The organism is Peristeroidobacter agariperforans (genome assembly GCF_004138335.1).
In the GTDB taxonomy this organism is placed as follows: domain Bacteria; phylum Pseudomonadota; class Gammaproteobacteria; order Steroidobacterales; family Steroidobacteraceae; genus Steroidobacter; species Steroidobacter agariperforans.
Genome location: NZ_RYFW01000001.1, coordinates 2200557 through 2223572, shown reverse-complemented (window position 1 = coordinate 2223572; position 23016 = coordinate 2200557). Strand labels below are relative to the sequence as shown.

At 62.0% G+C, this 23016-nt stretch carries 14 protein-coding genes; 6 read left to right on the top strand and 8 right to left on the bottom strand.

Annotated features, from left to right (window positions below; all coding sequences use genetic code 11):
* Positions 1 to 13 precede the first annotated feature (13 nt).
* The 3 genes from ptsP to EK373_RS09695 form a co-directional block, all read right to left on the bottom strand.
* Positions 14 to 2590, bottom strand: coding sequence for a phosphoenolpyruvate--protein phosphotransferase (gene ptsP, locus EK373_RS09705; RefSeq protein WP_129642465.1), 2577 nt, complete (start codon positions 2588 to 2590; stop codon positions 14 to 16).
* Complete coding sequence (locus EK373_RS09700) at positions 2587 to 4719, bottom strand: family 20 glycosylhydrolase (RefSeq protein ID WP_232831057.1); 2133 nt, start codon at positions 4717 to 4719, stop codon at positions 2587 to 2589. The genes ptsP and EK373_RS09700 overlap by 4 nt, the downstream gene beginning before the upstream one ends.
* 106 nt (positions 4720 to 4825) lie before the next feature.
* On the bottom strand, positions 4826 to 7420 hold the full coding sequence (locus tag EK373_RS09695) for a TonB-dependent receptor (RefSeq protein ID WP_129642464.1): 2595 nt from the start codon (positions 7418 to 7420) through the stop codon (positions 4826 to 4828).
* A 252-nt stretch (positions 7421 to 7672) separates the two neighbouring features.
* Here EK373_RS09695 and EK373_RS09690 point away from each other — a divergent pair, with 252 nt between their 5' ends.
* The 4 genes from EK373_RS09690 (at position 7673) to EK373_RS09675 (ending at position 11681) form a co-directional block, all read left to right on the top strand.
* Positions 7673 to 8416 (top strand): GntR family transcriptional regulator, encoded by a 744-nt coding sequence (locus EK373_RS09690; RefSeq protein ID WP_198683189.1) that lies wholly within the window; start codon positions 7673 to 7675, stop codon positions 8414 to 8416.
* On the top strand, positions 8413 to 9444 hold the full coding sequence (locus tag EK373_RS09685; RefSeq protein ID WP_198683188.1) for an SIS domain-containing protein: 1032 nt from the start codon (positions 8413 to 8415) through the stop codon (positions 9442 to 9444). Before EK373_RS09690 ends, EK373_RS09685 begins: the two co-directional genes overlap by 4 nt.
* Positions 9444 to 10586 (top strand): N-acetylglucosamine-6-phosphate deacetylase, encoded by a 1143-nt coding sequence (gene nagA / locus EK373_RS09680; protein WP_129642462.1) that lies wholly within the window; start codon positions 9444 to 9446, stop codon positions 10584 to 10586. Before EK373_RS09685 ends, nagA begins: the two co-directional genes overlap by 1 nt.
* 63 nt (positions 10587 to 10649) lie before the next feature.
* The gene (locus EK373_RS09675; RefSeq protein WP_129642461.1) at positions 10650 to 11681 is read left to right on the top strand and encodes a LacI family DNA-binding transcriptional regulator; all 1032 of its coding nucleotides are present in this window, start codon (positions 10650 to 10652) and stop codon (positions 11679 to 11681) included.
* Here the strand turns inward: EK373_RS09675 and EK373_RS09670 are convergent.
* The 3 genes from EK373_RS09670 to EK373_RS09660 all read right to left on the bottom strand — a co-directional run bounded on the left by EK373_RS09670 (position 11650) and on the right by EK373_RS09660 (position 14785).
* Entirely contained in the window at positions 11650 to 12783 is a 1134-nt protein-coding gene (locus EK373_RS09670; protein WP_129643538.1) for a metallophosphoesterase, read from the bottom strand. The genes EK373_RS09675 and EK373_RS09670 overlap by 32 nt on opposite strands.
* 117 nt (positions 12784 to 12900) lie before the next feature.
* Complete coding sequence (locus tag EK373_RS09665) at positions 12901 to 13377, bottom strand: ECF-type sigma factor (protein WP_129642460.1); 477 nt, start codon at positions 13375 to 13377, stop codon at positions 12901 to 12903.
* 145 nt (positions 13378 to 13522) lie between these two features.
* On the bottom strand, positions 13523 to 14785 hold the full coding sequence (locus EK373_RS09660) for a hypothetical protein (RefSeq protein WP_129642459.1): 1263 nt from the start codon (positions 14783 to 14785) through the stop codon (positions 13523 to 13525).
* Positions 14786 to 15469: 684 nt separating this feature from the next.
* Between EK373_RS09660 and EK373_RS09655 the strand changes: the two genes are divergently transcribed.
* Together EK373_RS09655 and EK373_RS09650 are read left to right on the top strand one after the other, a co-directional pair.
* Positions 15470 to 16159, top strand: coding sequence for a lasso peptide biosynthesis B2 protein (locus tag EK373_RS09655; protein WP_129642458.1), 690 nt, complete (start codon positions 15470 to 15472; stop codon positions 16157 to 16159).
* 33 nt (positions 16160 to 16192) lie between these two features.
* A complete protein-coding gene (locus EK373_RS09650) occupies positions 16193 to 18124 on the top strand; it encodes an asparagine synthase-related protein (protein ID WP_129642457.1) in 1932 nt (643 codons plus the stop codon).
* Here EK373_RS09650 and EK373_RS09645 read toward each other — a convergent pair.
* Both EK373_RS09645 and EK373_RS09640 read right to left on the bottom strand, forming a co-directional pair.
* Complete coding sequence (locus EK373_RS09645) at positions 18097 to 20283, bottom strand: Atxe2 family lasso peptide isopeptidase (RefSeq protein ID WP_129642456.1); 2187 nt, start codon at positions 20281 to 20283, stop codon at positions 18097 to 18099. The genes EK373_RS09650 and EK373_RS09645 overlap by 28 nt on opposite strands.
* A gap of 53 nt (positions 20284 to 20336) precedes the next feature.
* Positions 20337 to 22946 (bottom strand): TonB-dependent receptor, encoded by a 2610-nt coding sequence (locus tag EK373_RS09640; protein WP_198683187.1) that lies wholly within the window; start codon positions 22944 to 22946, stop codon positions 20337 to 20339.
* Positions 22947 to 23016 lie beyond the last annotated feature (70 nt).

The following is a 23016-nucleotide window of genomic DNA, read 5'->3' as shown; positions in this document are numbered from 1 at the left end:
TGCGCAAGCTCAGCTATTCCGCGGCCAGCAATCCTCGCGCCGGCGTCATAGCTTCATTAGCTAATGCACGCACTGCTTCTGCCGTATCCATCGCGAGCGCACGTTCTGCAAGCGCGCGACAGGCGTCGACGGTCACCGTGCGAATCAAACTCTTCAGTTGCGGCACCAGTGTGGGCACGACCGAGAGCTCTCGCACACCGAGACCGATGAGAATGGGCACGGCGGCCGGTTCGGACGCCAGGCCGCCGCACACCGCAACCAGCTTGTCATGCTCGCTGGCGGCGTCGACGGTCATCGCGATCAAGTTCAACACCGCCGGGTGCAAGCCGTCGATGCGGTGAGCGAGCTCGGCGTGACCTCGATCCATCGCCAGCGTGTATTGCGTGAGATCGTTCGTGCCGATGCTCAGGAAATCCACTTCGCGGGCGATTCGACCGGCGATCACCGCGGACGCGGGCGTCTCGATCATCGCGCCAACTTCCACCGCCGAGGCGATTCCCAACTCACGACGCACTTCGTCGAGCATCCGGCGAACCGCGCGAATCTCGGCCGGATCCGTGATCATCGGCAACAGTACACGGCACTGCTCGACAGGCTGCACTCTGAGGATGGCCCGCAGCTGGACTCTCAGCAGATCCGGGCGCCACAAACTAGTACGCACGCCGCGCAGACCCAGCGCCGGATTTTCTTCTGCCGGCAATGGCAGGTAGGCAATTGGCTTGTCGCCGCCGATGTCCAATGTGCGAATGACGAGCGGCCGATTCTCCAGTGCTTTGGCGATGCCTTGGTACTGCTGGAGCTGTTCCTCTTCGCTCGGGGGCGCATCGCGTTCGAGGAACAGGAATTCGGTGCGGAGGAGCCCGCAGCCTTCTGCGCCGTGGGCAACGGCAACTTGTGCTTCGGCGATTGAGCCGAGATTGGCGAATACTTCGATGCGCTCGCCATCGGCGGTGCGACAGTCGACGTGCGCCGCCGCCCGCTCGGTTTGCTGGCGCTGCTTTCGCTGCGTCAGTGTTTGTTCTGCTGCGGCTAGAGCCACTTGATCTGGAGAGATCGTGAGCGCGCCCTGCTCGGCGTCGAGCACGAGCCAGGCGCCGTCCTCCACACTCAGCACGGATTGGCCGAGTGCAACGAGTGCCGGCACGCCCATCGCGGCCGCCAGGATCGCAACGTGTGAGGTTGGACCACCTGCCGCCAGACAGATGCCGGCGAGTTTGGTGGCGTCGAGAGAAACGAGTTGGGAAGGTTTCAGATCCTCGGCGACGAGGATGGCGCGATCCGGGAGTTGCGGAATTGTAGCCGGCGCCTCGCCGCTGAGGGCGAGCAGGACCTGAGATTCCAGATCGATCAGGTCGTCGACTCGCTCGGACATGCGAGGGTCGCCGAGCGCGCGCAGTGTGTCTGCGCTGTCCCGTACGGCGCGACGCCAAGCGAACGCCGCGCTCTTGCCACGAGAGATGGCGCGTCGAGCCGATGCGACGAGTTCCCAGTCGTCGATGAATTCGAGATGAGCGGTGATGACTTCTTTTGCCGCGCCTTTCGAATGCTGTGCGAGTTGGTTGAGCCGAGTACGCACTTCCTCGCGCGCGCGCTCGAATTCGGCGCTCTCGTGTGCGATGCCTCGACCGGCTTCGACGACGACGATCTCGGCGGCTTTGAGAGTGACCGCACGGCCGACCGCGAGACCGCGACTGGCGATGACGCCACGCAGCCGGTTGGAGCCGGCAGCCGGCGACGCTACGGTTGAGATAGCGCCCTGCCCGACCGCTGCGTTATTAGTCGACGCTGCATGCGAAACCTTGGCGTCGCTCGCATGCGGTGCTTCCTTGATCCCCAGGACCAGTTGCTTCAGCCGCTCGAGCACAGCGACTGCATCAGCGCCGCGAGCGGTCAGCGTCATCTCGTCGCCATGCTTCACGCCCAACGACATCAGCGACACCGCGCTTCTCGCATTGGCACTGCGACCGTGCGCTGACACTGCGATCTCCAGTGCCTGCGTCTTGGCGAAGTTCGCAATCAACGCCGCCGGCCGCGCGTGAATTCCGTGCGCCAACGGCACGGTGAAGCTCAACGTCTGTTCCTGCTCCGTGCCGCTCGACACCAAAGCAACGTTTGCGCCCGTCGCGACCACATCGAACAACGCATCGCCGACTTCAACCGCCACCCCAACGCACGCATTGGCCACCGCAAACCGATCGCCATTGGTAATCAGCAGCGGCGTGATCAAACTCTTCGCGCCCCGAGCCAGCACATCGAGGTCGAACTTCAATAGCGGCTGGCCGCGACTGACTCGCGCACCAGGTTGAACCAAAGCATCGAATCCATTGCCACCGAGCGCAACCGTATCGATGCCGACGTGCAGGAGGATCTCCGCACCGTTATCCGCTCTCAACGCCACCGCATGTTTGGACGCAGCGACCGACACAACCTCACCATCGCAAGGTGCGTACAGCGTATCGCCCGTAGGATCAATGGCGACGCCATCACCCAGGAAGCGCTGCGCGAATACCTCATCGGGCGTTTCGCCGAGCGACGCGCACCAGCCGCGCAGCGGCGAGTGCAGCTTCAGCAGATTTGCAGAACTGCTCATTCCGTCCCCGCCACCGCAGTGGTCTTCAATTCGATGGCATCGATGACCCAGATCGGGTCGATGCTCTTCCGGGTGAACGTGAGACACAGGTCGTGCCTGCCCTCGCGCGGAGTGATATCGGCCGCCGGCAAAGTCGTCACTGCGAAATTACCAATCGCCGGCGCCAGCGGTAGCACGGCGATGCGCTCGCCCTGGCAATCGTCGAGGCGCACTTCCAGCTCGCCCGCAGGCGTCGCCGGCTTGTGCAAAGGAATCTCCTTTACCGCCGCGCCGATCTGAAAATTGAAGGGCACCTGGCCGACGGCAGCCACCAACGTATTGACCTTGGAAAGGTCCGCGCCTTTGAACAACCAGCAAGGATCCATGATGTCGACCTTGAAGACTGCGCGCTCGCCCGCGATCGGTGCATCGTCCTCCAACGACAGCGGGATCTTGTCCGTACACAGCGCCATCTCGTGACTGATGCGCCGGAGCGGATCCACAGGTCTCGGCAACGGCGCTTCAGCGAAACGAACATCGAGCAGCCTGTAACGCTCGAGCTGCGCCGGCAGCCTTGCGGAGAACCCGGCCCAATCCTGGGTCGGCGACCAACCGACCTCGGCAATGGCGGCCGCACGCGGGAAGGCCATGAACTCGACCCGATCCGGTGTACGAATATGTTCCGTCCAGATATTCGCCTGGACACCGAGGATATGTTTACGCTGCGCTTCGCTGATCGCCGTCGGCGCGGGATCGAACGAGTAGACATCCTCGACCGTCGAAATCTCGACGCGACCGGGTGATCTCGGCGTATCGAAAGGCCGTCGATCGAAGTACAGCGTCGGCTGCGGCGACAATACCGTGTTGTGCCCCGCGGCTGCGGCTGCAACGGCTCCATCGATGCCACGCCATGACATGACGGTGGCGTTCGGCGCCAATCCGCCTTCGAGAATTTCGTCCCAGCCGATCATGCGCCGGCCTTTGGCAGTCAAGAACTTTTCCATGCGCCGGATGAAATGGCTCTGCATCTCATGCTCGTCCTTCGCGCCCAACTCGCGCATGCGCGCCTGCACACGACGCGACGCATGCCACTGATCCTTGACTGCCTCGTCGCCGCCGACGTGGATATATTGTCCCGGAAACAGCGTGACGACTTCTGCGAGCACGTCTTCGAGAAACTGAAAGGTCGATTCCTCGACATTGAATAGATTGGGATAGACACCCCAATCGGCTGGCACATCGGCCGACGGCCGATCGATCACTGCCAGTTTCGGATACGCGGCGATGGCGGCGCTGGCGTGACCGGGCATGTCGATCTCGGGAACGATGGTGATGTTGCGGGCGGTCGCATAGGCCACGATCTCCTGCACTTCCTCCTGCGAATAGAAACCGCCATACAAGCGCGGCTTGCCGGTGGCTGGATCGATATCGGCAGCAGCCGCAGGCCCCGCCGGCACACGCCATGCCCCCACTGCCGTGAGCCGCGGATATTTCTTGATCTCCAGACGCCACGCCTGGTCGTCGGTGAGATGCCAGTGCAGCACATTCAGTTTATGCAGCGCCATCACATCGATGAACTTGCGGATGAACTCGGGCGGTTGATAGTGACGCGCCGAGTCGAGCATCAGGCCACGCCAGCCAAAACGCGGCGAATCTTCGATAGTGACGGCAGGAACGGTGAAACCGTTCTGCTGCTTCGACAACAGCTGCCACAGCGTCACTGCGCCGTAGAAAAGGCCGCGAGAGTCGCCGGCGGAGATGACGATTCGTGAGGGGGAAGACAACAGCGAATAGCCTTCTGCGTCGGCCGAGCTCTCGCCGGCCGTCAGCTCGAAACGAATGACATTGGCGCCTGGTGAACTCCCGCCGGCGCCCAAGCCGATGCCGTAGGTCCTTTGCAACAAGTCGGTGAGATAACCACCGAGCCGCTGGCCGTCGACGCCGTCGCCGAACTCGAGTCGAGTGTTCTGCGAGAGCTCGAAGACGCCGCTGCCAGCCTCGACTTTGCGAGGCGCGGGAATGATGGAGATCTTCTCCGACACCGCCGGCGTTGAAGGCTGCGGCGCCCGGTCGTCGCAGGCCGCCAGCACGAGAGCGGCCAACGCCCCCAGGACGGTGCGGCTCGCAACAGTCATCCGTCTTTGCTTCATGCGTGAGTACTCGCCGGCTTCAGACGACAGGTCTGCCGTTGGACACGAGCTTGGATCAGGGCCGCGGATGTTTCAATCCGCGGCCTGATCCATGCGGAGGGCTCGATTACAGAGAGAAGCGCACTCCGGCGAAGTAGCGGCGGCCGTTCTTGTACAGGTTCAGCAACCGGCTCTCCTCGCCCGCGTACTCGTAGTGCGTCTCGTCCAGCATGTTGAGAATCTGAGCCGTCAGCTCGATATTCTCGGTCAAGCGCCAGCCGAAAGCGGCGTCGAGCTGTGCATACTCGTCGGTGGTCACCGCCACGCCATTGCGGCCAATCTCCCGGAAGTACTTCGAACGCCAGCCGTAGGTCAGGCGGGCGTTGATGGTGCCGTTGTCGTAGTACGGCGTGAGATTGATGGTGTGTTTCGAGCTGAACGGAAGCTGCAAGCCTTCATCCGTGCTGCCATCGGCATAGGTGTAGTTGGCCTGCAGACCGAAGTCGCCCCACAGGTTGGTCTGATACGTCAGCTCCGAACCCTGGATTTCGCCGCCCGCACCATTGCGCGGACGAGTGACGTCGAAGGTCTCGGTCTGTCCGGAGTTGGTGTCGAACTGCAGCTCGGGCGAGGACTGGCCGACGATGAAGGAGCGCACATCCTTGTAGAAGAGCGTCACCGCGAACAGGCCCTCATTGCCCAGGTACCATTCGGCCGACAAGTCGAAATTGCTGGCGCGGTACGGATCCAGATTGGGGTTGCCGCCACGGCCGGAATTCGTGGTGTTGTCCAATTCCAGGAACGAAGCCAGATCGGCGAAGTTGGCGCGAGCCATGGAGCGTGACGCCGACAAGCGCACCACCACGTCATCCGCCACGTCCATCGCGAAGTTGAAGCTCGGCAGCCAGTCGTTGTAATCCCTGGAGAAGGAATTGGGCACGAAGACGCCCCCACCTACGCCGGTAAAGCCCGAGCTGGACTGATCGGTCATCACATAGCGCAAGCCGAGGTTGCCGCGGAAACCCGCGCCGGTGAAGTTGAATTGCGTGTACGCGCTGGTGATCTCTTCTTCCACGTTGAACATGGCATTGGGGAACGGCGTAAATACGCCGACGCCCAGCGGCGTGACCGGGGTCGTGAACGGATTGACCAGCGGCGCACCCGCCACAAAGCTCTCCAAGGCGCCACGATCCACCGTCATCCAGCGGTCCAGGCCGGAGTTCGCGTCCGCACCGTCCAGCATGTTGCCAGGCGTCAGCCCGCCGGCGAAGTCATCGAGGCCCTGTCCGGCCAGCGCGCTGGCGGCAATGTTGCCAAGACGCGAGTCCTGATCGGTCTTGTGCTCGCGATATTTCGCACCCACCAGCCACTGGTTGATCGGACCCCAGCTCAGGTCGCGCGTGAAATCGGCCTGCACATACTGTTCTTCGTCATGCGTCGGCTGCTGACGCGACTGGCCGAAACCGATGCTGGGCAGGGACGCCGGATTGGCAGGATCGTTGTCGAAAGTGACTGCCGCGCGCTCCTTGCCGATGTCGTAGGAGAAGCCGCCCAGGCCCTCGTACTCGAGGAAATACTGCTGCTGAGTACCGCCGTCGGCTTCAGTCGTGCCGATGGTGCCGCTCGCGCTCCAGCCATCGCCACGCCAGTCAGCCTTGAGATCGACTGCGTACGTTTCCACTTCCGAGCGTCGCGAGATCGCGTCGAGCAGCGTCAGGCCGTTGGAGAAATCGGCGCTGGTGATCAAGCCATCGTTGACGGTGGCGCGAGTGAGGTTCGGCGCCGACAAGCCGTGGCCGAAGAAGGCATAGCGGCTCTGGTTGTAATTGTCGTATTCCGCTTTGACGTACAGGCCAGTGAGATTCAGCTCGAAGCTGTCGCTCGGCTTCACTTGCAGGCCGATCGTGCCGCTGGTGCGAATGCGGTCCTGTTTGAAGAGCGCCGCGTTGATCGCGTTGGGGAACACAGCGGAGCGATCCGCCACGACACTGGCCGGCATATTGGCGCCGCCCGCCGTCGGATAGCTGAAAGTCTCGATGCCATGACGCTCCAGTTCCTCTTCGGAGCGCAGCGCCGTGACGATTACGCCGAAGGTGTCGGCATCGTTCTTCCAGCTGTAGAGCGCGGAGTAGTTCGGCTTGCCCTCTTTGGCCCGGTCGTTGTACGCATAGTCGAGCGAGGTGCGCAGCGTGCTTTCCGGCAGATCGAGCGGCCGATGCGTGTTGAGAATCACGGTGCCGCCGATGCTGCCCTCGTCGATGCGCGCTTCGGGGCTCTTGTAAACCTCGAGGCTCGAAACGATCTCGGGTGCGAGCAGCGTGTAGTTGAAGGTGCGGCCCGGCGAATCGAGGATGAACCAGTCGGCGGAAGCGACCGTCTGCCCGTTGAGCAGCGTGCGGTTCAACGCCGGATCCGTGCCACGGATGCTGACCCGTTCGCCCTGACCGAACTGGCGATCGATGTTGACGCCAGGCACGTGCGACAGCGACTCGGCCGCGTTCTTGTCGGGGAACTTGCCCATGTCTTCGGAGGAGATCACATCCACGATGGCGCTCGCCTCGCGCTTGGTCTCCACCGATTCGCGCAAGCTGCCGCGAATACCGGTAACAACAACCTCCTCGACCTCGTTGCGATCGGTCGTCTGCGTCTGCGCGACCGCGGCCTGCTGGAACAGCGCCAGCGTGACGGCGGCACCGATCAAAGTCGTGCTTCTCTTGCTCATCGCTCCCTACCCCTTGGTTGTGTTTTGAATCGGACCAATATGGGTCCAATATAGTACCAGTCTGAGCAAAAAGCCAAGCCCCGCTAGTACCATTAGTTTTTGATCGGGTTTTGTAGCGAAAATACAAAGGGTTGAGTGTTCAGACCGGCATAACCACTGGGCTATTGGTATTGCATTGGTAATATTCCAATGGCATCTTCCTACCCCAGAAGTGCACCACAACAGCAAGCTCCAACCGCGAGGACCTTCGGTTTGACGCCACTCTCCGAGCACCTGCAGCCACTCGATGAAGCGAGCACCCTGCCGCTGTATCAGCAGCTGCAGCGCAAGTTGCGACTCGCGATCGAAAACCGCGTTCTCGGCGCCGACGATGCGCTGCCGCCCGAGCGCGATCTCGCCGAAGAGCTGAACGTTTCGCGCATCACCGTGCGCAAGGCCATCGACGGACTGGTCGAGGAGGGCCTGCTGATTCGCAAGCAAGGCTCGGGCACGTTCGTTACCAATCGAGTCGAAAAGAATTTCGCCAAGTTGACCTCGTTCTCCGAAGACATGCGCGCCCGCGGGCGCAAGCCCCGTAGTGTTTGGCTCGATCGCGCGGCCGGCACGGTCACCCCCGGCGAATCGCTCACGCTGCGCTCCAGCCCGGGCACGCCCGTGTATCGATTCAGTCGAATTCGTTACGCCGACGATGCGCCGATGGCGATCGAGTACGCGACGGTGCTGGCCGACTGCCTGGCGTCGGTCGAGGCGGTGGAAACATCGTTGTATGAAGCCCTGGAGCGCACCGGCAACCGCCCCGTGCGCGCCTTGCAACGATTGCGTGCTGTTCTGCTGACGGCCGAGCAGGCGCAGTTGTTGAAAGCACAAGAGAAGGATGCGGGCTTGCTGGTCGAGCGTGTCGGCTTTCTCAAGGACGGCCGCGCCGTCGAATTCTCACAGTCGTTCTACCGCGGCGATATTTATGATTTCGTCGCCGAGCTCAGCGCATCCTCATGACCATGGGAACGGACAGCCGCATGTTCAGCGAAGCCGCGCAGGCGCCCAGCGTGGTGCGCGGCCAGCTGGAGAACAATGCGGTCAACGTGCGCCGCATCGGCGCCCTGTTGAGAGAAATGAGCCCGCGCGCAGTTGTGACTTGCGCGCGCGGCAGCTCGGATCACGCGGCGACGTTTGCGAAGTATTTGATCGAGTCGCACACCAAACTGTTGACGACGTCAGCCGCGCCTTCCATGAGCTCGTTGTACGACGCGCAGCCGGATCTGCGCGGCGTCGTGTTCCTCGTGATCTCACAATCGGGCAAGAGCCCCGACCTGCTCGCCTCCGCGGAGAACGCCAAGCGCAACGGCGCGTGCGTGATTGCCTTGTGCAACTCGCCGGCTTCGCCACTCGCGCAGCTCGCTCATCACACGATTCCGCTGAGCGCCGGGCCGGAAACGAGCGTCGCCGCAACGAAGTCTTACATCGCGTCGCTCAGCGCCATCGTGCATCTCGTGGCGTGCTGGACGTCGGATCAGTCGTTGATCGACTCGCTCATGCACGCACCGGAGCAACTCGAGCAAGCCTGGCAGCTCGACTGGACCGCGGCCGTGCCGATACTGCAGCGGGCAAACAATCTGTTCGTGGTCGGCCGTGGCTACGGCCTCGGCATTGCGCAGGAAGCGGCGTTGAAATTCAAGGAAACCTGCGGCCTGCACGCCGAGGCGTTCAGCGCCGCTGAAGTGAAACATGGACCGATGGCCCTGGTCGGGCGCGGCTTCCCCGTGTTGATGCTGTCTCAGAACGACGAGAGCCGCAGCGGCGTCGAAAAGCTAGCAGCTGACTTCGTCGCAAGAGGCGCGGACGTGCTGCTCGCTGGCCCGCAAGTGACGGGTTCGATCTCACTGCCGACTGTCTCTGCGCACGCAGTGATCGAGCCGCTGCTCATCGTGCAGAGTTTCTATCGGATGATCGCATCGCTCGCACCCGCCCGCGGCTTCGATCCCGATCGTCCGCCGCATCTGAACAAAGTGACCGAGACGCTCTGATGACGCTCGCGCTGGTCAATGGCCGCCTGCTGCGCGACTCGGGATGGGTCGAGGATCAAGTGGTGCTCATCGAGGGTGCGCGCATCAAGCAGATCGTGCCGAGCGATGCCCAGTGGCGCGCCGATATCACTTACGACCTGCGTGGACAGACACTCCTGCCCGGCTTCATCGACGTACAGGTCAATGGCGGCGGCGGCGTGCTGTTCAACGACGATCCGAGCGTCGCGTCGATTCGAGAGATCGGTCGCGCGCATCGACGCTTCGGCACGACCGGATTTCTACCCACGCTGATCAGCGACGATCTCGACGTGGTCTCGCGCGCCGTGAAAGCGGCACAAGACGCAATCGAGGCTGGCGTGCCGGGCGTGCTGGGCATCCACATCGAAGGCCCGTTTTTGAATGAAGCGCGCAAGGGCGTGCACGACGAGACTAAGCTGCGCTGGCTGAACGAAGATGCGCTGGGCCTGTTGACGTCACTCAAAGGCGGCAGGACGCTGGTGACGCTCGCCCCCGAGCGCACCACTCCGCAGATCATTCGCAAGCTCGCCGACGCGGGCGTGATCGTCTCCGCCGGTCACACCAATGGCACGTACGACGAGATCCGTACCGCGCTCGATCATGGGTTGACCGGCTTCACTCACCTGTTCAACGCGATGTCACAACTCTCCGGGCGCGAGCCGGGTGCGGTGGGCGCAGCGCTGGACGATGAAGGCAGCTGGTGCGGAATCATCGTCGACGGTCATCACGTCGATCCAGTCGTGCTCAAGATCGCGATGCGCAGCAAGCGCCAGGATCGTTTCATGCTGGTGACCGACGCCATGCCGACGGTCGGCGCGCCCAACAAGAGCTTCAGCCTGCAGGGCCGACCGATCTCGGTCGCTTATGACAACATGCTGGTGGACGAAAACGGCCGCCTGGCCGGCTCCGACATCGACATGGCGACTGCGGTTCGCAACTCCCTGGAAATGCTCGACGTGGATTTACCGCACGCCGCGCGCATGGCCAGCTTGTATCCCGCCACCTTCCTCGGCCTGGAGCGTGAGTTGGGCCGGCTCGAGCCCGGCTATCGCGCCGATCTGGTGCTGGTGGATGCGGGTCTCAACGTGCTCGAAACGTGGATCGCCGGGCAAGCCGCGCACTGAGCCACTATCTGCAGGACCGCTGCTGAAGCGGTACGATGCTGCCCCTGAGCTGCAGGGGGCCTGATGCGCGGAAAAGGTAAAGCCACGTCCTTCGACATTGCCTATCGGGCGGGTGTGTCGCAGCCCACCGTGTCGCGCGCCTTGCGTGGCAGCCCGACAGTCAATGAGCAGACGCGCCAGCGCATCCTGCAAATCGCCCACGAGCTCAACTACAAGGTCGACAAGAACGCCTCCAACCTGCGCAATCAGCAGTCCGGCACGCTGGCGCTGCTGTTCTTCGAAGACCCGACGCAGGACGACTCGCTGATCAATCCGTTCTTCCTGTCCATGCTCGGCTCGTTGACTCGCGCCTGCGCCGTGCAGGGCTATGACCTACTGATCTCGTTCCAGCAGCTGTCCAGCAACTGGCACGTCGAATACGAGGACAGCAAGAAGGCCGACGGTCTGATCCTGCTGGGCTACGGCGACTATCTCGAATACGTCTCGCGCCTGGAGCTGCTCGTCGAGCAAGGCACGCACTTCGTGCGCTGGGGTGTCGTGCTGCCCGGCCAGCCCGGCGTGACGATCGGCTGCGACAACTTCCAGGGCGGCCGCGACATGACGCGTCATTTGCTCGAACAAGGCCGAGGCAACATCGCGTTCATCGGGCACGCGTCCGAGCACTATCCGGAGTTCCTGGAAAGATACAAAGGCTATTCGGAATCGCTGCGAAACGCCGGCGTGCCAGTGCAACCCGGACTGCAGATCGATGCGTTCACGACCGAGCGCGCCGGCTACGACGCGGTAAACGCGCTCATCGAGCGCGGTATTTCATTCGATGCGTTGTTCTGCGCGAGCGACTTGATTGCGATCGGCGCAATGCGCGCGTTGGTGGACCGCGGCGTGCGAGTGCCGCAGGACGTCGCTGTAGCAGGCTTCGATGATATTCCCATCGCGAGCTTCACCAACCCCAGCCTCACGACCGTGCAACAGGATACGAAGGCAGCAGCGACGTTTCTGGTCGAGAGCCTGCTTGCGTTGATTCAGGACGAGCCGGTGCAGAGTCACACCATCCCGGCGAAACTCATGATTCGCCAATCGACGCGATCAACCTGATCCGCGTAATCTCCGACGGCGCACCGAAGCGCTTTGGCGGTCCCCAATAGCCTGTGCCCCGGCTGGTGTAGACCCATAGCGAGTCGAGCCGATCCAATCCCGCGGTAAATGGCTGCTGTAAGCGAACAAAGAAATTCCACGGCCAGAATTGACCGCCGTGCGTGTGCCCGGACAGTTGTAGATCGAATCCTGCCGCCGCCGCTTGAGGCGCCGAGCGCGGCTGATGCGCAAGCAATATCTTCGCTCCCGCATCCGACGGCGCATCGGTGAGCGCCGCGGCCGGATTGCTGCGATTGGCAGGATCGAAGTGATGCGCACTGAAATCCGTCACGCCCGCGATCACCAGCCTGGCCGCGTTGTGATCGACGACCACATGTTCGTTCATGAGTACGCGCATGCCGAGACGACGCAGCTCTCTCGTCCATGCGCGCTCGCCGGAGTAATACTCGTGATTGCCCGTGACGAAGAATGTTCCGTATCTGGCGCGCAGCTGCGCCAATGGTTCGACGTGCGCTGCCAGCTCTCGCACGCTGCCGTCGACCAGGTCGCCGGTGATGGCGATCGCGTCGGCGTCCAATCGGTTGACTGCGGCAACGATGCCTTCGACGTAGTGGCGACGGATCGTCGGGCCGACGTGAACATCACTGATCTGTGCGATCGAGAAACCGTGCAGCGCCGGCGGCAAATTGGCGATGGGCACATCGACGTGAACGACGCGCGCCACGCGACGCGCGTTGCTGAATCCAATCAGCGTCGCGAGCACCGCGGCGCTAACGACAATCCATGCAGATGCGTTTTGCAATCGTGCGGCAGCCGCCGCGGGCGTGAACAACGCCGCGATCAGCAAAGCCAGATCGCGCAACAGGGTGAATACAAACAAAGACGAGAACAGCCCCATCGCGATGAGCGCGGTCCATAGCAAAGCATCGGCGCCGTCGGTATTCGTTTGCCTCGAGCGCGCCGTGAGCCCCATCGGGATCACGATCCAGGACGCGAGGAGCAGCAGCGCACCGATGACCTGGCCGACCCCGCCGATGGACAGGGCCGGCAACAGCCGCACGCCAATGTATACATGCAACAGGCCGAGCAGGCCCAGCATCATCAGGAAACCGCGTCGCAAGGAGTCCGCTCCAGCCGCGTGCACCCGAGAGTACAGCGGTCACTATATAGAGCTGGCTTTAATGGCCTCTGGGCGGAGGGATTACAAGGCCGGGGCCGATCAGGACACCTTGATGTTCAGCCAGGCCCGGGCGAAGCGCAGCTCGCGGACCACCGCGTCAGGGCGCAGATCCAGCAGGCGGGCCGTTTCCTTGACGCTGACGCCGGCGAAGTAGCGCAGGTCGATCATGCGGGCACACAGCGGGTCCATGGCGTCCAGCCAGGCGATCCAGGCTTTCACGTCGGCGAAGGTCACCTCGGTGCCGCGCACCCGCTGGTTCAGATTGGCCGAGCCGATCACCAGCCGACGCACCAGCGGCGCCACGAAGAACAGAAACCGCAGCCGCTCGAACCCCTCGTGGTGACCGCCGAAACGATTCACGAACAGCGTTTCCAGCGTAACGCGCAGCCTGGATGAGCAGTCCGCGGCGTGCTCGCAAAGCTCCTCCCGAGTGGACGTGGACAGGCTTGCCAAGACCCGGGCGGCCAGGCCGGGCATGGAAACAGGCGTGGAAGGAATGGCGTCTGCCGTGCTCATTGGCCGGACCTTGCTACTTACCACTATATGGACTGAATCGAGGCTCCGAGTCGTGCGCTCGCGCCGGGCAATCTCTTATTCAGACGTGGCAGCTCAGCAAAAACCTCAAGCAAATGTCACATCTTTCGTGCTAGCACAGCAGCCGTTATTTCCCGCCGAGCAATTCTTTCCGCACATCCAGCAGCAGCAACAAGAATCGATGGAGGTGGCGATAGACGTTGTATTTCGCTTTTACTCGAATGCCTAACATCTGCTCGAGCGCCTTGAACAGGTGATGGGAGAAGATCAGGGTCACCTCATCTGGCTCACACTGCCAGTCGCCGATCAGCCCTCGTTCGTGCCACCCGCGCAATGACGCTTCTACGTCGGCGAGGATGAAATGAAGATAGTTGAACAGGCTGATCCGCCACTTGTACCAGACGAATTCGCTGTAGGGATAACCCCAGGCGTCGTAGGTCTCGCGCCAGGACCAGGCGTGCGGCATATCAGCCGGCGACTGCAGCCCGCACCGCCGGCGCAACTCCCAATCCACCTGCAGGCCTTCAAAATCTCTGTAAAGAAAGCGGCCCAGCGGAGTCAGGTCCGGGGCCAGCATCAGCATGAGATCTTGGGCATGAGCCTCCAGTATCAAGCCAAGGCGCAGACTCATCCCCAACCATAACCTGGCGAATGGGGCGCAGAGCACCTCCTCCACCAGTTGCCGCGGCGGCATGCCGCTGCGTTCGAGCAGAGTCAGCAACAGTGGCACGCGAGAGCCACTGCCGCCTAGCAATGAAAACACCGGAGCGACCAGGATCCGGCCTTGCTTGATCTCTTCGGGTATCGAGCGAACGATGGCGCCGCTATCCGGCAACGATCGCGGCACAAAGCCTACCGACTCCGGCAGATAGTCCAATGTGGCCGGAAGATCCGCTCGCGCACTTTGCATGAGCCCGGAGAAGCCCACGCTGCGGCCGACTGTTTTCAGGTACAGGCGTCGGTCCCCGAACATCGGAGACCGCAGCGATGTCTTGACGAAAACCGCTGTAGCCGGCGCCTGATCGTGCCATGCCAACAGAGTCCTGGTACTCGACGTCGGTACGGCCCAGATGCACGCGCCCTGCTTCGACGCCTCCACGGCATCCACATCTGACAGGAACTTTCTGTAGTGATCCAGGGACGATGGATGAATCGGGAACAGCACACGCTCGTCCAAACCCTGGCCGGAGAACAGTTGCAATTCGCCGCCGCCCGCAGCTTGCCCGCCATAAACCTGAAGATATCTGCGCCGTATCCAGAAGCAGGACAACCTGAAAGCGCCGCAATTCTGGGGCAAGTACCGCGGATCGAAGGCGGGATCGCGGGACCTGTTCTGGAACAGATCCACCTTGTGCAGATGAAAGCGCTCCAGCGCCAGCCATTGCTGCAAACCGGGCGGCAATTGACCGATGACGTCCTGATCGTGGATGGGCAGGGCTGACATCGATCGCTCCTTGTCGATGCATCAGAGCCAATGACAGGTAGCACAGACCCGGGCGGCAGTAAACGCGAGCAAGTGAATGCAAATAATCAAAGACTGTCACCATCGTCAGTGGAGCGTGAAGCACCCCCACTGCACGAAGCCAATCCGGGCGGGACGCGACAGTCATCGGGCGCAACGTGAAATTCATCTCGGTTAATGTCGTAAGCGGACGTGCTGTCAGACATTTGACCTTGTAGCGCAGCGATGCACACGAGCATACATCCGGCGGTAATACGCTCATGCATTCGGGGGCGATGGGTGTCCAGGGGTTCGCCCAATGGTTCGTAATATCCCGCCGAAAGGACCTCTGCAGCGGTGCCGGGGCTTGTAGCCGGATGACTTTTGCAAACATCCTCTGCGCGCCATCCATGACGGGTGGCAGCAAGCAAAGGAGTAGCAACATGGTCAAGCTGGGAAAAGTGTCTAAGGAAACCAAGGGCGTGAAGGTCGTGATCGTGGGAGAGAGCGTCTCCCAGTTCCAGTATCCGATGTAATCCCGGTTGGCATTGCCAACAACGAGATCGGGCGGGGCGCACTGCTCTACAGCAGCGCGCCCCGCTCGCCAGGACGGCACTCTCGCGCAGGTTGCTCATGGCCGAATATTTTCTTCCGCCGCACGTCCACTTTTGCCAGCGTGGCGATGACCTTGTGTTTCTCGACCTGAAGCAGGACGACTACATGCTGATCAACGGAGCGACTGCGGCGGCCTTGCAGGCACTCGCTCCGAGCGGACGACTGGACGAGTCGAAGCCGGAAGCCGCCGATGCTTTGCAGGAACTGCTGGCGGGCGGACTGCTGGTCACCGATCCGAGCCAGGGCAAGAGCATCCGCCCGACACAGGCGGAAGTGGCGATGGAACCCTTGATCGATCCCGAAGCCGTGCCGCGAGTACGCCTGCGCATCTCGCACTTCTACAAGTTCATTGCCGCATGCACTACCGCAGCAGCGCGACTTCGCTGGCAACGCATCGACAAGACCGTCAAAGCCGTGGAGCTGCGCAAAGCACGTTACAACTCGAACGGCACGTTCGACGTCAACGCGGCTCGCGAGCTGACAGCGGCGTTTCAAACTCTCAGATCTTTGTTCCCGCGCGACTATCTCTGCCTGTTCGACTCGCTCGCCCTGCTCGAATTTCTCGCCCGCTACCGGATTTTTCCCACCTGGATGTTCGCGGTCCGGCTCGAACCGTGGAACGCGCACTGCTGGGTGCAGCAGGGACAGTTCATTTTCAACGAAGACGTGGAAACGGCAGCCGGCTTCACTCCCATCATGACAGTCTGAAGCCAGGCACGCGCAACCGCCAAGGACACGGCCATGCAGCGCTATCTCGCCCTGCTCTGGGATCCGCTCAATCTCGAGAGCGTGCGAACATTTCAATCTTTCGGCCTGAGTAGCAGCACCAAACCCGCCGGGTGGGTCACCGCCTGCGACGCATCGGGAATGTTCGTGATGCACACTGGAATGCGGCGGGGTGCGGCCGAAGCGTATCCATTGCCCCACGGCGGCGGCGTCGTACTGGGAAGAATCTTCGACCGTCGTCATGGCGACTACACGAGCGCTTCGCAGATCGTTCTGGATGGCGCGGCGGCTGCCGGGATCATCGATAGCGGCGGCCAGCATCTGGTCGATCGCTACTGGGGCACATACTTCGCCATCGTTCATGAGGCGACCGCGGCCAAGTATCACGTGTTCCGCGATCCGCTCGGCAACATGCCCGGCTATCACACGCACTTTAAAGGCGTCGACATCTTCTTTTCTCACATCGACGATTGCGTTCGCCTGCTGCCGATCCGCTACAGCGTCAATCGTCAGTTTCTCGCTCGCTGGCTGATGTTCGGCAACCTGACGCTCGAAGCGACTGGCCTCGAGGGCGTGGCGCCCGTGCCGGCCGGAGATCGCCTCACATTCTCCCAGGGACGCATGACGCGCTCCGTATTGTGGGATCCGATCGCGATCGCGAGCACGAGGGACCTCGAGCAGTTGGATGCAGCCGCAACTGCGCTGCGCGCAGCCGTACAGGACACCGTCAATGCATGGGCCTCCTGCTACGAGAGCATCACACTGCGGCTTTCCGGCGGACTCGACTCTTCCATCGTCGCAGGATGTCTGGCGCACGCAGCGTCGCCAGCGCGGATCAGCTATCTGAACGTCTGCATTGATCTCGGTTCGAGCCAGGAGAAGGTGGCGATGCCGGGCATAGACCGGCGGACCACGGAGAAAGTTCGCGCGATCATTGGAACTGGAGACGAAAGGCACTTCGCTCGCTTGGTGGCCGAACGATGGCGAACCGAGCTGATCGAACGGCAGCGAGAGCTCGCCCTGGATTTGACAAGGATTTGGGACACCGCACCGACGGTCAGCCCCAACCTGTATTTCACTGTGATGGAGATGGAAGACATCCTGCTCGACCTGATCAAGAGCCGCGGGACTCAGGCGTTCTTTTCGGGGCAAGCGGGCGACTCGGTATTCCAAGCCACCGTCCAGCCCCTGCCAGCCATGGACCAGGCGTACCTCCACGGCTTGAGGCCCGGCCTCTGGGAACAGATCCTCGCGACCTCCCGGCTCAGCAAGGACTCGGTATGGTCCGTGTTCGGCAAGACCGTTCACCACGGCCTGCTACGTCGTCCCTATGTCAGTCCTTTCGCGATTTCGAATCTGCCGACGCTGGTGAGCGCCGAACTTACCGCAGGCCTGAGCAATCAGGATTTCGAAAGCGAGCAGTCGAAACGAATTTCGCGCTCATCGCTGCCTCCCGGCAAGAAGGATCACGCCAAAGGCCTGACCTGGTCGGCTTGGTACGATTTCGTTTTCGACAGCGGCAGATACACTGACCACATCGATCCGCTGAACGCTCAGCCAGTATGGGAGACGGCGTTGCGGATTCCGACCAGCACGATGCTCACCGGCGGCATAAGTCGCGGGCTGGCACGGCGCGCTTTCGCCGATCTGCTGCCCGCCGAGATCCGCAAACGCCAGGTCAAGGGCACGGGCAGTTCGTTCTATCAGCAAATCGTCAAGCGCAATCGAGCGTTGCTTCGGGAGCAGTTGCTCGAGGGCTTGCTGGTGAAAGAGGGCTACCTGGACCGTGGCCGGCTCGATGCGTGCCTCGGCGCGCCGGAGCCTTCGCTCACGGTCCCTGCCCCAATCCTGTTGAGTTATCTGGCGGCGGAAGCCTGGTTACAGAAGTGGACCAGGATCGCCCGGACCGCCGCCACGCCTCACTCCTTGTCGTTGTCAGCGCAATAGGCGCGGAGCGAACGCGGATTGAGGCACTGCAGATCGCGCAGCGCTCGCCAGCGTCGATACTGGTCGGCCTTGGCCCCGCTCGGATCTTCGTAGTCCTGCAGCCAGAACCGATACCAATCGAGATTGCGATTGTAGATGGCGTAGCGATGCGCCGGCTGCCACTTCTCGTGGTATTCGTCCGGGAAGATGAATGCCTCGAAAGCTTTCTTCGCATCGCTCAGCCGGCGTTGCAGGCGCATGATGCCGGCTGACTCTCGATCTGCGATGTGCATCAGGATCGGCGCTTCGATCGAATCGAGGTGGTCGGCGAGATCGACCTGCCTCCAGTACTCGACGGACTCGGGAAATTTCCAGCTTATTCCCGCCCGCTCCATCGTGGCGAGTCCGTGGCTCGTTATGAGGTAGTACTCGATCTGCGACCAACCTGGCCCGCTCACTGAAACCGCGGACAAACGATCGTACTTCTGCAGCGCGTACAGAGACGCGAACGTTCCCTGACTCAATCCACCCATGCCCACGCGGCTGCTATCGACCCACCCGCGCGCCACGGCTGCGTCCAAGGCACGCATCGTCGATTCCAGGAGCATGGTCATGTTGGGAAACCCAAGCTCGGCGGAATGCATCTTCTCGAACAGGGTGTCTGAGTCCGCGGCCCCGATATCGCCCATCGGGTAGGGAAAGCCCGTGTCAAGAACAACGAAGCCGTTAGCTGCATAAGCCAGCAGCGGCTGCTCGTCGCCCACATCCCCTCGAATGAAACCGTGCGCCATATACGGGGAAATGATCACCGGATACTTCTTCTTCGGATCGAAGTCCGGCGGATAGACGATGTAGCCGAAAGCTCGCTTGGGATAGCCCAAACCCACGGTGTCCGGCGGCGCATCCCACTCGAAACGTTCGATCCTGGGCAAGCGCAGATTTTTGAATTCGGGATTGAAATCTGCCAGAACCGAAACGCGCCCGGCGCGGGTGTCGATGCTGGCGATGTGCGCGGGCTGAGTTCGCGTTTCGCGCACGCAGATCAGCCGCCGCCCCAGCAGTTCGCACTCCTTGAAACGGTCACCCAAGACACGCCATAGCGGCTTCACGACACCGCTCGCTGGAGTCCATGAATAGAACCCCTGGTCGGTGAGATTGATGCCCTCTTCCCGCCAGAAGATGACCTGCCTGCCGTCCTCGCTCCACCAGACTTTGGAAAAGAACTGCGCGGTACATTCGTCAGCGGTACACGCGATTGGCTGCGAACCATCAGGGCGTAACGAGGCCGTCAAACGTAGCCTCGGCAAAATGCCGCGCTCCGAGGGGTCGACGCGGGCGAGCCAGGCTAGAACGCCATTCTTGCCGACGACCGGCGGCGCAGCCGAGCCTCCCAACTCCTCGATCTTCGGCGGTTGCGAACGGTCGCGGCCCCAAGACCAACCGCGCCGCACCCCTTCCTCGAATTGTTTCTTCCCGGCGGCATCCGCCACGCGTTCGTCATGGCCGTTGCTGGCGACGGCCCAGACGGTCAGATCGGTCTCGACGGGCCGTTCGGGGGCCGCTCGGTGGATGACCTCGGTGTAAAACTGAAACTCATCCAGCCGGAATCCATCGCGGCGACCTTGTTCGTCGCGAGCGCGCTGTGATGCGCGAGTGCTGCCGACAGTAAAGAGCAAAGTGCGCCCGTCTTCGCTCCAGACGAAATCGCGCACATCTGCATCGTTGCGAGTGAGCTGCTGCTGAACCTTGCCGTCGACGCTGCTGCGCCAAAGCTGTACTTCGCCATCCCGCTGCACGGTATAGGCGATCCACTGACCGTCGGCTGACCAGCGACTTGGCGAACCGGCGATTTCCCCTCCGCGTCTGCCAGTCACGCCTATGGTCAACCGCGCTTCGCCGCCATCACCCGCGGCGGTCAGCGCGCCATCGTCGGTCGAACCGATGAACCATCCGGTGCGATAGTCGTTCGCGACCGGATCCGCCTGGCGTATCAACACCGCGAATTTTTTTCCGTCGGGCGAGAGGCTGAAGGAATCGATATCGCGCAACGCGATGAGATCATCCGTCGTGATGAGCCGCTTCGGGCCGTCCGCCACCTGCGGGATGGTCAGCGATGCGGTTTGGTGATTGGAGGACTGGCTCCAGGCCGTCATTGCGACGGCCTGGAGGGACAGCGACATGGCAAGAAGCCAACCGGCCGTGACGCGAGCGTCACGGCCGACACAAGAGCGGGTTACCACGTCTTGGTAAACTCCAATGCGATGAAACGGCCCAGCGGACTGGCGTTGGTAGGATCGAAGCCCAGGTCGAAACCAGGCGAGCCCGGAGGAGAGATCACTTGCGTGCTCGGCGGATCCTCATCCAACAGGTTCAGCACGCTGGCGCCCACCGTCACTCCAGACAGGAACCCGCTGCTGAATCGATTCGAGAAGGAATAGGCCACGCGTGCATCCACCGTCGTATAGGCGTCGACCGACACCGGGATCATCAATCGATTGTCCGTATACGAATCGGTGTAGTTCACGAACGCATTCGTGCTCCATCCACCGCGCTGCCAGCTGGCCATCGCTCGCATGCGCAAGTTCGGCGCATTGCCGAATGTATCGTCCGTTTCAAACGGCGCGCTCGTCGTGGTGATCTGCTGCTCGATCTGCAGCACGTAGGTCGCGTCGATGCCGAGGGCGACATTGGACGAGCCAACGCCGAAATCGTAGCGCGTGGAGAAATCCACGCCGTTGGTGTCCACCAGGCTCAGGTTGCGCCGCCTGCCGTCCACGATGACATCGATCGACGCCGGGTCGAAATTCGGATCGAAAGTGAAGTCGATCGGGCTGAGCGGGATGAAGCCCACCGGGCCGAGCTGGGCGATCGCGATGAACTGATTGACCTGATCGACCGTCGGATTGCGAATGAACAGGCTGCCGAAGGAGGCCGCATCGCCGAGCGTCACCGAAGGCAACGGTGGATTGGTGATCCGGTTGCGATACCTGATCTGGTAGTAGTTGAGGTTCACGGCCAGGCCCTTGACCGCTTCCGGAGTGAACTCCAGGCCGAACGAGGAACTGGTCGACTCCTGGGGTTGCAAGCCATTCACGTCGATGCCGCTGACCTGCAGCTGGTAGTTGAAGCCGCCCGGCGCCAGCGGGTCCTGCGCCAGAACTGCCGCGCCGGAATTGGTGCCGAAGCTGTATTCGATCAGGTTCGGCGCCTTGTATGAGGTGCCGTACCTGGCGCGCAGACGCAGCCCGCCGACCGGCTCCCACATCAAGCCGTACTGCGGGTCGAAGGAAGAACCGAAGCTCGAATAGTCGTCGTAGCGTCCGGCCAGCGACACCTCGAGCCTTTGCACTCCGGCCACCGCATTGGGATCGCCGACCAGCGGAATGTACAGCTCGGCGAACGCCGAACTAACGTCCTGATCCGTGTCGGTGCTGCTGATGAGCATGCCGCCGAGTGCGTTCATATCCTCATAGGTCTCGGAACGATAATCGGCGCCAATGGCCATGCGCATGTTGCCGCCTGGCAAACCGAGCACCGTACCGTCCGCCTTGACTCTGCCCGCCTCGCTCTCGAACTTCGAATCGAACGAAGCCTGTCCGAGGGTGCCCCCTCCCCGTACCACTTCGAGATCGTTGCTGCCAAACGAGCCGGACAGCTCGAGCTGCCAGTCCCCACCCAGCGCGAAGTTCAGCCCCAGCGTCGCATTGAGCTGGGGATTGTCCACGTTGTTAGGCGTTTCGTTGAACAGAGGCGTAACGCGCCCTGCCCGATTGAAACTATCGCGCTGCGAGAAGAGCACGTCGGCAAACGCGGTAATCGATCCGGAGAGCTGCTGCTCACCGGTGAAGACCGCCGAGTAATTCTCCTCTTCCGGCAACAGCCCGGGGGCCGCGACATTGGCGGGAATGTAGTCACGATCGCTCGTGAGCAACTCGTCCCGCTGGTAATACTCCAGGGACAGCAGGACGTTGCCCGAATCCCAGGAGTTGCCCAGCGCCTGACTCACCCGGTACTCATCGGTGCCGTCGGCGAAACCTGCGCGCAGCCGGGTTTCAGCCCCTTCAAAGTCGTCTCTGAGAATGAAGTTCACGACGCCGCCCACCGCGTCGGAACCGTAGATCGCCGAAGCACCGTCGGTCAGAATCTCGACCCGCTCGATCGCGGTCAACGGCAGCGCGGAGATATCGGCGGCGGCAGATTTAAAGCCGGGCGCCAGTCGACGGCCATTCAACAACACCAGCGTGGTGCCTTCGCCGATGCCGCGAAGATTGATGGACGAACCCTGTTCAAAGGCACTGCTGACTTGGCCCGTACCGTTCGATTGCAGTCCGCTCTGGTTCGCGAGCGCAAAGTTCTGCGGCAGCGATTCGATCAGCTTCGTCGTGGTGCTGAAGCCAGTGGAATTGATGTACTCCCTGGACAGCACTAGAACAGGCGCGGTTTTGTTCTCGACGCCGCGGATGTTCGTGCCCGTGACGATGATCTCTTCGATATCGAGCAGCGGCTTGCCCTCGACCATGCGGGTCCGCCGACCAGTGTCGCCGGTCTCTGCCTGAGCCAGGCGAATGCGTCCATCGGCGCCATAGCTGGCACTGGTGGTTATCGAAGGATCCGTGCTCGCCAGCTGAATCGTGACCGTTTTGTCGTCGAGATGACGATAAGTCAGGCCGGTGCCTTCCAGCACTTGTTTCAACGCCTGCTCGGTCGTGGCCTTCATCTTCAGCGGCGGCGCCGACTGTTCGTTGACCAGCTTCTTATCGAAAATGATGTTGCTGTCGGTCTGAGCAGCGATCTCCCGCAGCGATTTCGCCAGCGGCTGCTCGGGCAGATCCCATTCAGTCATTGCTTGCGCGTTGCCTGCAGTCGCAAGAATAGCCAGCACACTCCCTGTCAGTGCTGCTGCGCGTGGCGCG

What these genes read in the sequence shown, in the direction of transcription:
- ptsP (WP_129642465.1), bottom strand. Translation starts at nt 2,590, where the DNA reads ATGAGCAGTTCTGCAAATCTGCTGAAGCTGCACTCGCCGCTGCGCGGC.
- EK373_RS09645 (WP_129642456.1), bottom strand. Translation starts at nt 20,283, where the DNA reads ATGTCGCTGTCCCTCCAGGCCGTCGCAATGACGGCCTGGAGCCAGTCC.
- EK373_RS09700 (WP_232831057.1), bottom strand. Translation starts at nt 4,719, where the DNA reads ATGAAGCAAAGACGGATGACTGTTGCGAGCCGCACCGTCCTGGGGGCG.
- EK373_RS09695 (WP_129642464.1), bottom strand. Translation starts at nt 7,420, where the DNA reads ATGAGCAAGAGAAGCACGACTTTGATCGGTGCCGCCGTCACGCTGGCG.
- nagA (WP_129642462.1), top strand. Translation starts at nt 9,444, where the DNA reads ATGACGCTCGCGCTGGTCAATGGCCGCCTGCTGCGCGACTCGGGATGG.
- EK373_RS09655 (WP_129642458.1), top strand. Translation starts at nt 15,470, where the DNA reads ATGGCCGAATATTTTCTTCCGCCGCACGTCCACTTTTGCCAGCGTGGC.
- EK373_RS09665 (WP_129642460.1), bottom strand. Translation starts at nt 13,377, where the DNA reads ATGAGCACGGCAGACGCCATTCCTTCCACGCCTGTTTCCATGCCCGGC.
- EK373_RS09675 (WP_129642461.1), top strand. Translation starts at nt 10,650, where the DNA reads ATGCGCGGAAAAGGTAAAGCCACGTCCTTCGACATTGCCTATCGGGCG.
- EK373_RS09685 (WP_198683188.1), top strand. Translation starts at nt 8,413, where the DNA reads ATGACCATGGGAACGGACAGCCGCATGTTCAGCGAAGCCGCGCAGGCG.
- EK373_RS09670 (WP_129643538.1), bottom strand. Translation starts at nt 12,783, where the DNA reads ATGATGCTGGGCCTGCTCGGCCTGTTGCATGTATACATTGGCGTGCGG.
- EK373_RS09640 (WP_198683187.1), bottom strand. Translation starts at nt 22,946, where the DNA reads ATGACTGAATGGGATCTGCCCGAGCAGCCGCTGGCGAAATCGCTGCGG.
- EK373_RS09650 (WP_129642457.1), top strand. Translation starts at nt 16,193, where the DNA reads ATGCAGCGCTATCTCGCCCTGCTCTGGGATCCGCTCAATCTCGAGAGC.